This window comes from Legionella sp. MW5194 (assembly GCF_016864235.1).
GTDB lineage: Bacteria > Pseudomonadota > Gammaproteobacteria > Legionellales > Legionellaceae > Legionella_C.
The window spans coordinates 1,626,734-1,641,699 of sequence record NZ_CP045732.1; the positions used below are offsets into that span (position 1 = coordinate 1,626,734).

Genomic DNA, 14,966 nt, shown 5'->3' on the forward strand with positions numbered 1-14,966 from the left:
TTCTTCCTCTCTCCAGCTGTTTTTCACAGAAATCAGAGGATTTTTCAATAACCTGATTGTTGCCATCCATCTCCCGTCGTGATAAAAAAGCGAATTGGATGTTTAGGGAGAGCAACGTGTCATCATGTCCTTCAGGGAGACAGTTTCGAAAACTGATCAGGGAACAAGCGCCTTTGCAGGTAATGGGAACCATCAATGCCTATAGCGCCATGCTGGCGGAGCAGGCTGGGTGTCAGGCCATCTATCTTTCCGGTGCCGGGGTGGCCAATGCTTCTTATGGTCTGCCCGATTTGGGAATGACCAACCTAAGTGAAGTGCTTGATGATGCACGCCGTATTACCGATGCCTGCGATTTGCCGCTGCTGGTTGATGTGGATACCGGTTGGGGACATGCCTTTAATATTGCCAGAACAGTCAAGCGGATGGAAAAAACCGGCGTCGCCGCCATTCACATCGAAGACCAGGTTCTTGCCAAGCGCTGCGGCCACCGCCCCAACAAAGCCATTGTTTCCCAGCAGGAAATGGGGGATCGAATCAAGGCCGCTGTCGATGCGCGTACCAGTGATGATTTTGTCATCATGGCGCGGACGGATGCCTATGCTGTCGAAGGGATGGCGGCAGCGGTCGACAGGGCGCTGCGTTGTGTGGAACTCGGCGCGGACATGATTTTTCCCGAAGCCATGACCCGATTGGAGGAATACCGTGAATTTGCTGCGCGGGTGAACGTGCCCGTGCTGGCCAACATCACCGAATTTGGTAAAACCCCCTTGTTTACACGGCAGGAACTGGCGGATGCCGGGGTAAGCCTGATTCTTTACCCTTTAAGCGCATTTCGCGCCATGGCTTACGCGGCGTTAAAAGTCTACACAACCGTGGTGCAGGAAGGGACACAGCGTGAGTTGCTGGACATCATGCAGACGCGCAGCGATCTGTATGATGTTCTGGGCTATCACGATTATGAAAAAAAACTGGATGAATTAATGGAGGGAGAACATGGTCAATAGTACAGCCGGTCTGGAAGGGGTGATTGCGGGCCAATCGGCTATCGCGACTGTGGGACATGAGGGCGCAGGATTGAATTATCGCGGCTATTCTATTGATGATTTAGCCGCCTATGCCACATTTGAAGAAGTGGCTTACCTGCTGCACTACGGCCATTTGCCAACACGTAATGAACTGACCCGTTACACTCAAAAGCTGACCGGTTTAAGGGAAATCCCCGACACGTTAAAAACGGTGTTGAAGCTGATACCCAAAAACACGCACCCCATGGATGTGTTAAGAACGGCCTGCTCCATGCTTGGCACCCTCGAACCTGAGCATGATTTTAAACAGCAGTATGATATTGCTGACCGTTTGCTGGCGCTGTTTCCGGGGATTATGTGTTATTGGTATGCCTGGCATTTCAACGGCAAGGACATTTCCGAATACAGCGACGAAGAGACCATCGGTGGTCATTTCATGGCCCTTCTTCATGGGCGTAAGCCGTCCACGCTTGAACGTGACATGATGAATGTTTCTCTGATTTTGTACGCGGAGCATGAATTTAATGCCTCAACCTTTGCGGCCAGAGTCACGGCGGCGACTTTATCTGACTTTTATTCAGCCATTACCACAGCCATCGGCACCTTAAGAGGGCCTTTGCATGGCGGCGCCAATGAAGCGGCCATGGAGCTGCTGAGTCAGTTTCGCGATCCGGATGAAGCAGAAGAAAAATTAATGACCATGCTGGCTCAAAAAGCCAAAATCATGGGTTTTGGCCATCGGGTGTATAAAGATTGCGACCCGCGTTCCGACATCATCAAATCCTGGTCAAAAAAACTTGCCATGGCGAAAAACGACACGTCATTGTTCACCATTTCCGAGCGTGTCGAGGCCGTCATGCGACGTGAGAAAAAATTATTCCCCAATCTGGATTTCTACAGTGCATCGGCTTACCACTACGTCGATATTCCGACGCCGCTGTTTACACCCATTTTTGTGATGTCACGCATTACCGGCTGGTCTGCGCATGTTTTCGAACAACGCGCGGATAACCGGTTAATCCGCCCCACGTCGGAATACACGGGGCCTGAACCACGAGCCTATATAGCCATTGAAGCAAGAGGATAATATGCATTCGTATGTTGAAGACAATGTAAAACCCGATTATGACAAGGTAATCAGTGACATTGCAGATTACGTGTTAAACCATGAAATCAAGAGCCCCAAGGCTTATGAAACGGCGCGCTTGTGCCTCATGGATACCTTGGGTTGCGGCATGCTGGCATTAAATTTTCCAGAATGCACCAAATTGCTTGGACCTGTTGTACCGGGCGCCATACTGCCCGGCGGTGCGCGTGTTCCGGGCACAGGGTATGAGCTTGATCCCGTGCAGGCCGCTTTTAACATTGGCGCCATGATCCGCTGGCTGGATTTTAATGACACCTGGCTTGCAGCCGAGTGGGGCCATCCTTCGGATAATCTGGGAGCCATTCTCGCAGTAGCCGATTACATCAGCCGTCAGAATATAAAAAACAACCAGCCGCCGCTGTCGATGCACACTGTCTTGACCGCCATGATCAAGGCTCATGAAATTCAGGGTTGCCTGGCTTTGGAGAACAGCTTTAACCGCGTAGGCCTTGACCATGTCATTCTGGTTAAAGTCGCAAGCAGTGCGGTGGCGGCTTTATTGCTGGGTGCAGACAGAGATCAACTGATGCGCACCTTGTCGCAAGTGTTCGTGGATGGCCAAAGCTTAAGAACTTATCGCCATGCACCCAATGCCGGTTCCCGCAAATCCTGGGCTGCAGGTGATGCCACATCCAGAGCCGTTCGTCTTGCCCTGATGACTGCAAGTGGAGAAATGGGGTATCCCAGTGCCCTTTCGGCGCCCAAGTGGGGTTTTTACGATGTACTGTTTGATGGGAAGCCGTTTAAATTCCAAAGACCGTATGGATCGTATGTGATGGAAAATGTGTTGTTTAAATTATCTTATCCTGCCGAATTCCATGCCCAAACCGCGGTGGAGTGTGCGGTACAGTTGCATGATCAAATTAAAAACCGCCTTGCGGAAATAAGCCGCATTGAATTGGTGACGCATGAGTCAGCGATCCGCATTATCAGCAAACAGGGTGCATTGCATAATCCCGCCGATCGTGATCACTGTTTGCAGTACATGGTGGCGGTTGCTTTATTGCATGGCGACTTGAAAGCAGAGCACTATGAAGACGACGTGGCTTCCGATCCCCGGATTGATGCCTTGCGTGCTAAAATGCAAGTCAGTGAAAATGTTCGTTTTTCTCAAGACTACCATGACCCGGAAAAGCGTTCGATTGCTAATAGCATGCGTATTCATTTCAATGATGGCAGTCAAAGCGAGTTAATCACGGTCGAGTACCCCATCGGTCATCAACGGCGTCGTGAAGAGGGAATTCCCGTGTTGATGGATAAGTTTATTCGTAATCTCAACACCCGTTTTTCTGACGAACGGTGCGATGAAATACTGAAAGCCATGAATGACACCAATACCCTGAGCGCTATGCCGGTTACTGACTTCATGACGCTCTGGCAAGCCTAAGGCGATTGTCACGGTGGATCCAATCCGGGTGTGGCTTATCAGGCCAACCCGGATTATTCCTCGCAGGTTCCCTTGTATCTGCTTGATGGCCAGCAGGCCTCATCAAGCAGGCAAGACTTAAAATTTCCGCTTGATTCCAGCGATGGCTAATACCTTGGTCGCTATTTCCTCAATGGAAAAACGGGTGGAGTTAAGGTAAGGGATGTTTTCGCGTCGATACATGGCTTCGACTTCAGCGACCTCAAGCCGGCACTGTTCCGCCGAGGCGTATTTGCTGTTAGGACGCCTTTCAGTACGAATATGCTGCAAACGCTCGGCATCGATGGTTAAACCGAATAATTTACTCTTGTACGGGCGCAGGCTATCCGGTAAGCGAAAACTAGTTAGGTCTTCTTCAGTAAAGGGGTAGTTTGCCGCCAGAACGCCAAAATGCAGGGCCATGTACAGGCAGCTTGGTGTTTTACCGCAGCGAGAGACACCAATGAGGATGATGTCGGCCTGATCGTAGCCGCGAATTTTTACCCCATCATCGTGTGCCAATGCGTAGTCGATGGCTTCAATACGGTGGGTGTAGGATTGGGTGTTGGCGACCCCATGCGCGCGGCCCACCGTATAGGATGATTTGGAATTGAGTTCTTTTTCCAGGGGGCCAAGGAAAGTATTGAATAAATCATAAACGCAGGCCTGGGCCTGTTTAATGGTTTTGGCAATTTCACTGTTGATGAGGGTCATGAACACCAGCGGCTTAGCGCCGGTTTCTTCAAACCGTTGATTAATTTCCAGTACTACCGCCTCGGCTTTTTCTATGGTATCGACATAGGGAACCGTTCGCTTCTCAAAAGGGATATCGCCAAACTGGGTCATCAGACTATTGCCCAGGTTTTCAGCGGTAATACCCGTTCCATCGGAAATCATAAACACATGTCGCATCAAAAACCTCATCTAATAACGTTTGCCTGTCCGGATGATGCGGCGGACGCACATTTGCTTTGCCTAATTCCGCATACCTTCTTATAATCATTATGTTACAGGAAAATAAAGAAAATTGTGCAGAGTCATTGCAAATTCCAGATTTTCCCCTACTGAATGGATTAGGCATTATGGAACATGATCGCTTTGAGCAAAATAAAGTTCTCTTCATTATTGGCATGATAGCCTTGGTCGTTGGCTTAAGCTTCTTGCTTTTTTCATTCTATATTTTACCCGCCGCGCTCTGGAACTGGAATTACGATGTACCGGAATTCGTCTTTATCTGGCGGGAGAATCTGAAAGAATCGTATACGATGAGTGAAGTCGGTGCGGGTGGTGTTGTTTTTCTCATTGTTTTGCTGCCAGCCATTATCGCTGGGATTATTTCCTATTTTATTTCCAATGCGATTGATAATCGCATTCATGGTATTGTCAATGAGGAAATGGACGAAGAGTCCATGGTTAATCTACGTCAGGATGTTAAGGAAACATTCAGTTTTGGCGGCAAATTGATTATTTTAATCATACTGGCCGTAGTGGCTCTGTGGTTTTTTGAATGGCTGATGGCTGTACCAATTATCGATTAAGGGGGACGAGATGATTCTTTTTAAGGGCCATAAAGTGAAGTCATTGACCAGGAAAATCAAGTCAATGCAGCAAAGTCGTGTTCATAATCAACCCACAGAGGACATGGTGACTAAGGAAATAGGCCTATACCACCAGTTGGCTTCTGTTTACAAGTTATTGAGAGGACATAAAAAATTTCCGTTTGCCGATGAAATGGTATGGGAAACCTTGCGTGCCTCTACCAATCTGGATGACAGTGCCGCACAATACGAACTGGGCAGTCATCTGCTTGAAGAAGCCAAGTGCCGTGATGAACTGCAAAAGGGTGGTGTCTTTGCCAGCCCCAGCAATGAGCGGCAAATGCGCCAGCTTTATGATGAAGCGCTGGCTTATTTGCAGGCAGCGGAAGCACTGGGACATGTTCAGGCCAAGCGACTGCACGGCTTATGCTACATCAATGGCTGGGGCGTGACTGTGGACAGGGATAAGGGGTTTGAGTTGGTTGTCGCAAGCATTGAACAAGAAAACAGCTGGGACAAGGTGCCGCAGATTTTTGCAGCCATTGGCCTTAACAAACCGGAATTCTTTTCTGCCCTGATGAAACGCCGAGGTGGCGGCGGTACCTCACTTAATGCTTAAGTCAATTTTCATTGCACATTGTTTATGATTATCCACCCGCACCGGCGGGGTTCAGCCCGCATCTAAAACCAAAGTTTCAGGTACCAGTGAATGATGTCTTTACCGAAAAACAGTGAAATGAGTGCGGCGATGCATAAAAAGGGACCGAAAGCGATGGGGGTTTCTCTGCCTTTTTGTTGCAGGCGCAGATAAATCGAGCCTATTACTGCCCCCGATATGGAGGCCAGTAATAAAATAAGCGGCAACTGTGTCCAGCCAAACCAGGCGCCGAAGGCGGCAAACAGTTTAAAATCGCCATTGCCCATGCCGACTTTACCCGTCACCAGATAAAATAACTGAATAAATAGCCAGAGAATCAGGTAAGCACCGGCTGCGCTGAGCACGGCAATGGGCAGAGGGGTAAAAAGATTGGCAGTATTGGCAAGAAGACCAAGCCAAAGAAGCCCCAGCGTTAAACTGTCAGGAAGCAGCTGATGGTCCAAATCAATGAAAAACATGGGAATAAGCAGCCAAATGAACAGCAGAGCAAAGGGCAAATGCAGGGTTAAGCCAAAGTGCCACATGGCTACTAATGACAGCAGCAGGGTTATTAATTCAACCAGTGGGTAGCGTTTGGAAATAGGATGGCCGCAATAAGCGCATTTTCCGCGCAACCAGAGGTAACTCACAAGGGGGATATTGTGGCGCGCTTTGACCGTGTTTTGACAGGCCGGGCAGAACGAACGTGGTAAAAACAAATTAATGGATGGTTTTTTCTCATGGCTCTCCTGGTTTGTCAGCTCCTGATAGTCTCGCAGGAATTCAGCGCGAAGCATGAGAGGAAGGCGATAAATAACCACATTGAGCAGGCTGCCTACCAACAAGGAAAGAATGCCAATGAAAACATAAAGATAGGTTGCGAGAAGATGATTTAATTCCATGGAATTCCTGTTCCTTAGACCGCTGAACCCAGTTTGAAAATCGGCAGGTACATGGCCACCACCAGGCCGCCGACCAAAACCCCTAAAATGGACATGATAATGGGTTCGAGCAGGCTGCTCAAGGCATCCACGGCGTTATCCACTTCTTCTTCATAGAAATCCGCCACTTTACCCAGCATTTGTTCCAGGGCTCCGGATTCTTCACCGATAGCCACCATCTGAATGACCATATTAGGAAACAGGTGTGTGTTGTCCATGGCCACCTGCATTTGCTGCCCGGTGGACACTTCCTCCCTGATCTTGTCGGTGGCTTTGGCATACAGGATGTTACCGGTTGCTCCGGACACCGATTTTAAAGCTTCAACCAGAGGCAAACCGGCTGCAAAGGTAATGGACAGGGTTCGGGTAAAACGGGCAATGGCCGCTTTCTCAAGGATGGGGCCTACCACCGGGAATTTTAACATGGCCCGATCAATGGAGTGGGCGAATTGCGGCGAGTGATTTTTAAAATAGATAAAGGCATAAATGGCGCCGCCTATGGCGCCGAACATAATGTACCAATAGGATTGGAAAAATTCAGACATGTCGACAACCATTCGGGTCATGGCGGGTAAATCAGCACCAAATCCTTCAAACAAGGATTCAAACTGGGGTACCACAAATATCATTAGCGCGGTGGTCACTAAAAAAGCGACAACCAATACAGCCATGGGGTAGGTTAAGGCTTTCTTGATTTTCTTCTTAATGGTTTCAATTTTTTCCTTATAAGTCGCGACCTTGTCCAGCATGATTTCCAGGGAGCCTGATTTTTCACCCGCATCAACCAGGTTGCAAAAGAGTTCATTAAAATACGCGGGGTGTTTCTGCAGTGATTCAGCCAGTGTCAGGCCAGTTTCCACATCCCGTTTAATGGTCTCGATAAGATCACGCATTTTCTGGTTGCTTTGGCCCTTGGCAACGATATCGAAGGATTGAATTAAGGGAATGCCGGCTTCAATCATGGTCGCCATCTGACGGCTGAAAACGGTAATATCACCCTGCGTAATTTTTTTATTTTTTTTGTCAAAAAAGGGCTTTCGTTTTTTGACGACTTTTTTAGTAATGATCCCCTGTTTGCGAAGGTCGGCTTTGGCAATGGCAAGGCTTCGGGCATCAATGACCCCATTCACCTTCTCGCCGGCTTTATTCACCCCTTCCCATTGGTAGGTTATGATGTCGTTTTTTGCTTTTTCCATAGCCTTTAATCAACGGTTACCCGATTGACCTCCTCAATGGTGGTGACACCGTCTTTGATTTTTTCGAGACCCGATTGATAAATCGTCAGCATGCCTTCGGTTTGAGCCTGTTTCAGGATGTCCAGTGAGTTGCCGCCCGTCATAATGATTTGACCGATGGCTTTTGACATAGGCATGACTTCAAAAAGGCCCACCCGTCCCCTGTAGCCGTTATTACATTGATTGCAGCCTACCGCCTTGTAGGGCGTGACGTGCTGTGCATCCTCTTCTTTAAAACCCAGCTCAATCAAACTTTGCGGCGTGAAATCGTCACGCGGGGCTTTGCATTGTTCACATAAACGCCTTGCGAGACGCTGGGCGATTAGCAGGCTTACCGAGCTTGCGATGTTAAAAGACGGGATGCCCATGTTAATCAAACGGGTCAGGGTCTCCGCCGCACTGTTGGTGTGCAGGGTAGACAGCACCAGGTGTCCGGTCTGGGCAGCCTTGACCGCGATTTCTGCGGTTTCAAGATCGCGAATCTCCCCGACCATGATGACGTCCGGATCCTGGCGAAGGAAAGATCGAAGTGTGCTGGAGAAGGTCAGGCCCGCTTTGGGGTTAATATTCACCTGGTTAATGCCCGGTACTTTAATTTCCACCGGATCTTCGGCAGTGGAAATGTTGGTCTCTATGGTGTTCAGGATATTTAATGCCGTGTACAGGGAGACGGTTTTACCGCTTCCTGTCGGGCCAGTCACCAAAATCATGCCTTGTGGCTTTTCAATGGCTTTAACAAAGTGCGCGCGTTGCCAGCTGCTGAATCCCAGGGCTTCAATCCCCAGTTTTGTCGAGCCGGGGTCAAGAATACGCATCACCACTTTTTCGCCACCGACGGTGGGGCAGGTGCTGACCCGGAAATCAATGGCTCGGGTGCGTGAAAGCTTCATTTTAAAGCGTCCATCCTGAGGAATACGACGTTCTGAAATGTCAAGATTCGACATGACTTTTATCCGGGCAGTAATTCGGCTGGACAGGCTGACCGGCGGCGTGGCGACCTCCGTCAAAATGCCATCCTGACGATAGCGGATACGGTATTCTTTTTCATAAGGTTCAAAATGGATATCCGACACGCCTTTTTTAATGGCTTCAACCAGAATTTTATTAACAAATTTAACCACGGGTGCATCATCGTTTGCCGTACTGGAATCGGTATCCTGTTCCTCATCGTCAGCACTGATTTCAAGGCCTTCAAGATCGCCGGCGCCATCCTCCACATAATCGGTCAGGCCCTGGCTATCCTTCTCGTTCAGCAATTTGTCGATTAATTTATTGAGTTTGTTGGTTTCAACGACTACCGCATTGGAGTGCAGGCCGGTGTGAAACTGGATTTCTTTAAGAGAAGCCTGTTTGCTTGGATCGTCGGTTGCCAGAAACAGATGATTATCGCGGGTAAAAAGTGGCACGATGGAGTGGCGTCTGATTAATTTCTCGTTAACCAGACTTGTTGGCATGGTATCAGGGTCAATCGCATCGAGATCAATCAGGGGTACACCAAAATTCTGGGCTACGGTGAACGCAATTTTTTCGGCAGAAAGCAGGTTATTGGAGACCAGGTACTGCAATAGTGACTGCTTGTTCGCCTGAGCCTGATTCTGGTACTCAATAGCTTTATCCTTGTCCAGAAGGCTCTCATGGACCATCAGCTGAGCAATTCCCTGTAAGCGTTGTTCTTCTGCAGCAGTTGCCATGGAAACTTACCTTTTAATTATATGATAACTATAGACAAAAATTACCACTACTGCATTTAAATCGGCTAAATTATAATTTTCTTGACTACTGATCATAATTTATTGATAAATCTCCATATTTGAACATTGCTTGCTGGTGCGGCGCGGTCTATGATAAAAAATATACTTTTTTTTCCTGCCTGAGGCTCATGTTGGCTTGCCACGACCCAATCGATCGTTTTTGTGCACTTGAGCAATGGTTTGCCAGTCCTTTGGGCAAAGACATTGCTCAGGCATTCGAAACGGAATTGGCTCATCTAAAACAGCTTCTCCATGGCGAAATTATGCTACAACTCGGCAGCGGTAGCGAGAACTTATGGTTTTCTTCCCTTCGTTTTCAGCATAAATGGCTTGCCATGACTCATTTTGATCCAAATAAAACCACGCTGGTCACCAAATTTAATCAATTACCCCTGGATCGTGACAGCGTTGATTGCATCATCGCGCCCTTGGCGCTGGAGGCGTTTACTCATCTGGAACATCCACTCGATGAATGGGACAGGGTGTTAAAACCGATGGGGTATCTGGTTTTGTTGGGGATTAATCCCATAAGTCTGTGGGGCGGGTGGTTACGTTACTCCAAAAACGCCTGCTTTAACGGTGCCTTGGGCTATCCAAAATCGGTTTTTTCCATCAAACGGGCGCTTATCCACCGTGGTTACATGCAATGCCATTTTAATACTTTCTATTATGCGCCACCCGCTAGAACGGAGAAATGGCGGCGTCGATTACAAATCCTGAATGTGATAGGCAAGATGATTTCACCGCTACCGGCTGGCTTTTATTGCCTTGTCGTGCAGAAATACGTAGAAAGTGATTTACTCCCTGAGCCCGAAGCGGCGGATCTGCTGGTCGATTCAACCCCCATTTTCAGGGCCCAGTGCCGCAATCCTCATCAATAGGCTATTTTACTGTATCCCTCATTCAAGTTTGGTTATACTTGGCGGCAAGTGATTTTGTGAGTCAGTGTTATGTCAAAAAGACGAATTTATCGTATCACGTTCGCCAATCAGGACAGTGTATACGAAATCTATGCCCGCAAAGTGAGCGAGAGCGAGATGTTTGGCTTTCTTGAGGTTGAAGAGTTTGTTTTTGGAGAAAACACGTCACTGGTCGTGGATCCCTCCGAAGAACGTTTAAAAATGGAATTCAGCACAATCAAGCGCACCTACATCCCCATGCACACCATATTCCGTATTGATGAGGTAGAAAAACAGGGTGTGGCTAAAATGCGAGATAAAGGGCGTGATGATAACAAGGTCAGCCTGTTTCCTATGGCCGGAAAGCGGAAAGAGTAACCATGGCCCACGCGCAGGCGCTGGTGAATATCAATAAAGCTGTTAGAATACCCTGAAAATTATTATTTGGAATTTTTGATGTCTATTCCCGAAAAAATTAAAGAAGTTTATGAAAAATCCACTCTTTTATTCACCACAAAAGAGGTTGAAGCGGCGCTTGATCGCATGGCCATTAAAATTCAGGAAACACTGCACGATAAAAATCCCATCATTCTCTGTGTGATGATCGGGGGTCTGGTCCCCATGGGTAACTTGTTACCCCGGCTCGATTTTCCGCTGGAGGTGGATTATGTACATGCCACTCGATACCGCGGTGATATTACCGGCGGCGATTTGGTATGGAAAGTAAGGCCAAGCGTGGAATTAACCGGCAGAACGGTGCTGGTTGTCGACGACATTCTGGACGGCGGCGTGACCCTGGCAGCAATCATTGAAGAAATTAAAAAAATGGGTGCTGGGGAAGTGTATAGCGCGGTTTTGGTTGATAAGCATCACAAGCGCGTTCCCAACGGCCTGAAAGAAGCGGATTTTGTAGGCCTGCAGGTCGATGACCATTACATTTTCGGCTACGGAATGGATTACAACGAATACCTGCGTAATGCCCCGGGTATTTTCGTTGTCGCTCCCGAGCATGAGTAAACAAAGTACCTGACGCTTACCCTGGCTTTAGGATTAGCGTTCACGCAGTGCGGTCTGTTTGGCTTTAAGGATGGGTTTAAGAAGATAATCAAGAACCGACTTATGGCCAGTAAGAATATCCACAGTGGCCATCATCCCGGGAATAATGTAAAGGGGATGGGCCTCTGTTCCCAGGTAATTCTTATCCGTACGTACGCGGATAATGTAATAAGTCTCTTCCTTGCCTTGCTTGTCATCGGTGATGGTGTCTGCGCTGATCTGCTCGACCTTGCCGGACAGGCCACCATACATGGCGTAATCATAAGCTGTTAATTTCACCGTGGCGGATTGGCCATGCTTGATAAAGCCAATGTCTGAGGGTTTGATTTTTGCCTCAATCAGCAAGGTGTCATCCAGCGGCACAATTTCGATGATGTCCATTCCAGGTTGAATGACACCGCCGACTGTATTGATTTTGATGCGCTTAACAATGCCTTTCACTGGTGAGCGTACCGTCGTTCGCACCAGACGGTCTGCATCGGCTGTGTGTGCCTCTTTCAGTGCCGCAAGATCACCCTTGGCTTTGTTAAGCTGCTCCAGGGCTTCTGATTTGAATTGTGAAATTTTGCCTTTTATCTCATTGACAGTACGCTCAAGACGTATGATTTCCACCTCCGAAACCGCACCCCGGCTGACTAGGGGTTTGGATAAATCCAGCTCTTTGACGGCCAGTTTGAGGGCTAAGTTGAGTTGTTTTAACTGTTCCTGACGGGAGTCAAACAGTGCTTTTTCAGCCTCAGCAAGTTCAGGGTTTTCTTTTAACAGTTCCTCGGGAACGACCATCGGGGTTTCATTCATCTCGGCATTAATGCGAAGAATCTGCATTTGCAGAGAGACCATTTTCTTTTGCGCTTCGTTATATGTGGCCATGAAGCGGGTATTATCAATTTGCATCAACACCTGATTGGCATCGACGACTTCGCCTTCCTTCACAAACAGTTTATTAACGATGCCTCCCTCCAGGTTTTGAATGATTTGCACCTGGCTTGAAGGGATCACCTTGCCTTGCCCGACAGTCACCTCATCCAGCACGGCAAAATAAGCCCAGAGCAGGGCGCAAAGCAGTAATAAGGCTGTGCTCCACAAGATAACATGGGCAAAGAAACGAGGTCGTTCAACGTGAATCATTGGCCCCCCTTGTCAATGGGCATGCCTGCTTTTAGCGCAGCGAGCACCGACTCTTTAGGTCCATCAGCGATGATAAAGCCGTCATCCAGCACAATAAGACGATTAACCAGCTCAAGCATCGATAATTTATGGGTCACTAACAGCAACGTATGTGTCTTGGAGAGATGGCTATCCAGCGCCTTTTTCAAGCGACGCTCACTGTTGTCATCCATGGCCGAGGTTGGTTCATCAAGTAGTAAAATGTTCGGGTCACGTAACAGGGCCCGGGCAATGGCAACCGCTTGACGCTGACCACCTGACAATTCGCTGCCTTTCTCACCCACCTGTCGATCAAAACCATTAGGGTGCTTGTTGGTAAAGGCGCCGACTCCCGCGATGTTGGCCGCCCGAATCAGAGCGGCGTCATCAATAAAGGGCGCGCCAATGATGATATTTTCCCTGACACTACCATAAAAGAGTGACACATCCTGAGGGACATAACCAATTTGCTGGCGTAAATCGTCGGGATTGATTTGTCGATAATCCGTACCGTCCAGCAAAAGGGTGCCCTCAGTGGGCAGGTACAATTTTAAAATTAAACGGGCTAAGGTAGACTTTCCTGAGCCTACTCGACCAATGATGGCGACACGCTCGCCCGGAGCGATTTTAAAATTGATGCGTTTAAGCACGGCATTGGCATTGTCATAGGAGAAACTAACCTGCCTGAATTCAATATCTCCCTGTAAGACCGGACGGTTTAAATAACGGACCGTTTCCTCCGCATCAACCGGCAATTGCATTATCCGGTTTAAGGACTTAAGCGCATTGACAGATTGGTAATAACGGGTCAGGAGCGAGGCCAGTTGCGGCATAGGTCCCAGGGCACGGCCAGTGAGGATAGTGCAGGCAATCAAGGCCCCGGTTGTCAATTCACCCTCGCTGATGGCATATACGCCCGCAATGATGACAATAATGGTTGCCGCCTGTTGGGCAAAGAGACTTAAGTTAACGCTGGAATTGGATACCATTCTTAATTTTATGCCGTTTTTGGCAGCGAGATGAATTAACTGCTCCCATCGGGATTGCAGAACGGATTCGGCGCCGGTTGTTTTAATGGCTTCTATGTTTGACAGTGATTCAAACAGCGTCGCCTGCTTTTCGGCGGCAAACTGGTAAGATTGACGTGTTAACTTAATCAATGGCCACTGCAGAACAACGCCAATGGCCAGAATCAGGGGAATAATGAGCAGCGGCACTAAAAAAAGATTACCGGCAATGAAATAAATGACGAGGATATACAGTAGGGAAAAAGGCAGATCAATCAGCACCGTAATGGTGCTTGAGGTAATAAAGTCGCGAAAAACCTCAAACGATTGGACGGTGTTGGCCAATGCGCCGACCGATTTGGGGCGGGTCATCATGTTAATACCCAATATCTGTTCAAAAATGGAAGCGGACAATTCTTCATCCGTGCGCTTACTGGCCAAATCAAGGAAGTAAGCACGCAATGTTTTGAAAATTAAATCAAAAATGAAGACCAACGCCACGCCACTGGCTAATACCCACATGGTTTCGATGGCATTGTTCGGTACGACCCGATCATAGACATTCATGGTAAACAGCGGGATCACCAGGGCAAATAAATTGATTAGCAGGGAGGCCACCAGTACTTCTGAATAAGTGGGGATGGATTTAATGATGACTTTCCAAAACCAGTTTTTGGGCGGCTTGCCCAGTGTTTCTTCAGAGCGAGTGCTGTATTTGTAGCGTGGTTGAAGCTGAATAGCCTGACCGCTGTATTCGTTTGCAATGGTTTCCGGCTCAGCTAAAAGGCAGGGAGAGGCTGGATTAATGATTTTCTGTTGGCCCGCATCATCCCGGATGAGCAGACAGGCATTGTCATTTCTCAGCAATAGAATGACCGGCAATAAGTCCTGATTGAAGTCATTAATACCACCTCGCAACACCTTGCTGCTTAAAGACGCTCTTTCCGCTGCGCGAGGCAGGAGATTAACATCCAGACGGCCTTTTTTCAGTGGGAGCCTTGCTATTAAGGATTGTGCTGAATAGGGATTCTGATAATAACGGGTTAACAGCACCAGGCAGGCGAGTAGTGAGTCCTGCGGGGGCAGGGATTCAAAATCAATGGTAGACCAGGATTGTTGACGGAAAGTAGGCATGCCTATATACAGGTTATTTTTTTATCAGTATAGTGTTTATTTTCT

The 14,966-nt window shown here is 48.1% G+C and carries 14 protein-coding genes; 8 read left to right on the top strand and 6 right to left on the bottom strand.

From position 1 onward, the window contains the following. Nucleotides 1-182 precede the first annotated feature (182 nt). The 3 genes from prpB to GH742_RS07600 are packed head-to-tail and all read left to right on the top strand — an operon-like array spanning nt 183 to nt 3,559. On the top strand, nt 183-1,004 hold the full coding sequence (gene prpB / locus GH742_RS07590; RefSeq protein ID WP_370569550.1) for a methylisocitrate lyase: 822 nt from the start codon (nt 183-185) through the stop codon (nt 1,002-1,004). Next, entirely contained in the window at nt 994-2,112 is a 1,119-nt protein-coding gene (gene prpC, locus GH742_RS07595) for a 2-methylcitrate synthase (RefSeq protein ID WP_203454062.1), read from the top strand. Before prpB ends, prpC begins: the two co-directional genes overlap by 11 nt. A 1-nt stretch (nt 2,113) precedes the next feature. Continuing rightward, nucleotides 2,114-3,559 (top strand): bifunctional 2-methylcitrate dehydratase/aconitate hydratase, encoded by a 1,446-nt coding sequence (locus tag GH742_RS07600; protein ID WP_203454069.1) that lies wholly within the window; start codon nt 2,114-2,116, stop codon nt 3,557-3,559. 117 nt (nt 3,560-3,676) lie between these two features. Here GH742_RS07600 and GH742_RS07605 read toward each other — a convergent pair whose 3' ends face one another. Then, the gene (locus GH742_RS07605) at nt 3,677-4,492 is read right to left on the bottom strand and encodes a pyruvate, water dikinase regulatory protein (protein ID WP_203454071.1); all 816 of its coding nucleotides are present in this window, start codon (nt 4,490-4,492) and stop codon (nt 3,677-3,679) included. Between the two features lie 167 nt (nt 4,493-4,659). On the opposite strand from GH742_RS07605, the gene GH742_RS07610 reads away from it, so the two are divergent. Continuing rightward, complete coding sequence (locus tag GH742_RS07610; RefSeq protein ID WP_203454073.1) at nt 4,660-5,115, top strand: hypothetical protein; 456 nt, start codon at nt 4,660-4,662, stop codon at nt 5,113-5,115. 10 nt (nt 5,116-5,125) lie between these two features. Beyond that, on the top strand, nt 5,126-5,734 hold the full coding sequence (locus tag GH742_RS07615) for a hypothetical protein (protein WP_203454075.1): 609 nt from the start codon (nt 5,126-5,128) through the stop codon (nt 5,732-5,734). 62 nt (nt 5,735-5,796) lie between these two features. Here the strand turns inward: GH742_RS07615 and GH742_RS07620 are convergent, their stop codons facing one another. The 3 genes from GH742_RS07620 to pilB are packed head-to-tail and all read right to left on the bottom strand — an operon-like array spanning nt 5,797 to nt 9,619. Further along, nucleotides 5,797-6,654, bottom strand: a complete 858-nt coding sequence (locus GH742_RS07620) for an A24 family peptidase (RefSeq protein WP_203454077.1) — start codon at nt 6,652-6,654, stop codon at nt 5,797-5,799. Nucleotides 6,655-6,668: 14 nt separating this feature from the next. Beyond that, nucleotides 6,669-7,889, bottom strand: a complete 1,221-nt coding sequence (locus GH742_RS07625; protein ID WP_108291623.1) for a type II secretion system F family protein — start codon at nt 7,887-7,889, stop codon at nt 6,669-6,671. Nucleotides 7,890-7,894: 5 nt separating this feature from the next. Beyond that, on the bottom strand, nt 7,895-9,619 hold the full coding sequence (gene pilB / locus GH742_RS07630; protein WP_203454079.1) for a type IV-A pilus assembly ATPase PilB: 1,725 nt from the start codon (nt 9,617-9,619) through the stop codon (nt 7,895-7,897). Nucleotides 9,620-9,807: 188 nt separating this feature from the next. Here pilB and GH742_RS07635 point away from each other — a divergent pair, with 188 nt between their 5' ends. The 3 genes from GH742_RS07635 (at nt 9,808) to GH742_RS07645 (ending at nt 11,595) form a co-directional block, all read left to right on the top strand. Next, a complete protein-coding gene (locus GH742_RS07635) occupies nt 9,808-10,560 on the top strand; it encodes a class I SAM-dependent methyltransferase (protein WP_203454088.1) in 753 nt (250 codons plus the stop codon). 69 nt (nt 10,561-10,629) lie between these two features. After that, nucleotides 10,630-10,956: a DUF1820 family protein gene (locus tag GH742_RS07640; RefSeq protein WP_108291617.1), complete on the top strand. Its 327-nt coding sequence runs from the start codon at nt 10,630-10,632 to the stop codon at nt 10,954-10,956. Between the two features lie 78 nt (nt 10,957-11,034). Then, nucleotides 11,035-11,595 (top strand): hypoxanthine-guanine phosphoribosyltransferase, encoded by a 561-nt coding sequence (locus tag GH742_RS07645; protein WP_203454090.1) that lies wholly within the window; start codon nt 11,035-11,037, stop codon nt 11,593-11,595. A gap of 33 nt (nt 11,596-11,628) precedes the next feature. On the opposite strand, the gene GH742_RS07650 is transcribed toward GH742_RS07645, so the two are convergent. After that, complete coding sequence (locus GH742_RS07650) at nt 11,629-12,762, bottom strand: HlyD family type I secretion periplasmic adaptor subunit (protein WP_203454093.1); 1,134 nt, start codon at nt 12,760-12,762, stop codon at nt 11,629-11,631. Then, nucleotides 12,759-14,921 (bottom strand): type I secretion system permease/ATPase, encoded by a 2,163-nt coding sequence (locus GH742_RS07655; protein WP_203454095.1) that lies wholly within the window; start codon nt 14,919-14,921, stop codon nt 12,759-12,761. Before GH742_RS07655 ends, GH742_RS07650 begins: the two co-directional genes overlap by 4 nt. Nucleotides 14,922-14,966 lie beyond the last annotated feature (45 nt).

Bases quoted from the DNA above. Each gene is read 5' to 3' on its own strand.
- GH742_RS07635 (WP_203454088.1), top strand. From the start codon at position 9,808: ATGTTGGCTTGCCACGACCCAATCGATCGTTTTTGTGCACTTGAGCAA.
- GH742_RS07645 (WP_203454090.1), top strand. From the start codon at position 11,035: ATGTCTATTCCCGAAAAAATTAAAGAAGTTTATGAAAAATCCACTCTT.
- prpC (WP_203454062.1), top strand. From the start codon at position 994: ATGGTCAATAGTACAGCCGGTCTGGAAGGGGTGATTGCGGGCCAATCG.
- GH742_RS07655 (WP_203454095.1), bottom strand. From the start codon at position 14,921: ATGCCTACTTTCCGTCAACAATCCTGGTCTACCATTGATTTTGAATCC.
- GH742_RS07610 (WP_203454073.1), top strand. From the start codon at position 4,660: ATGGAACATGATCGCTTTGAGCAAAATAAAGTTCTCTTCATTATTGGC.
- GH742_RS07640 (WP_108291617.1), top strand. From the start codon at position 10,630: ATGTCAAAAAGACGAATTTATCGTATCACGTTCGCCAATCAGGACAGT.
- GH742_RS07620 (WP_203454077.1), bottom strand. From the start codon at position 6,654: ATGGAATTAAATCATCTTCTCGCAACCTATCTTTATGTTTTCATTGGC.
- GH742_RS07600 (WP_203454069.1), top strand. From the start codon at position 2,114: ATGCATTCGTATGTTGAAGACAATGTAAAACCCGATTATGACAAGGTA.
- GH742_RS07615 (WP_203454075.1), top strand. From the start codon at position 5,126: ATGATTCTTTTTAAGGGCCATAAAGTGAAGTCATTGACCAGGAAAATC.
- pilB (WP_203454079.1), bottom strand. From the start codon at position 9,619: ATGGCAACTGCTGCAGAAGAACAACGCTTACAGGGAATTGCTCAGCTG.
- prpB (WP_370569550.1), top strand. From the start codon at position 183: ATGGGAACCATCAATGCCTATAGCGCCATGCTGGCGGAGCAGGCTGGG.
- GH742_RS07625 (WP_108291623.1), bottom strand. From the start codon at position 7,889: ATGGAAAAAGCAAAAAACGACATCATAACCTACCAATGGGAAGGGGTG.
- GH742_RS07650 (WP_203454093.1), bottom strand. From the start codon at position 12,762: ATGATTCACGTTGAACGACCTCGTTTCTTTGCCCATGTTATCTTGTGG.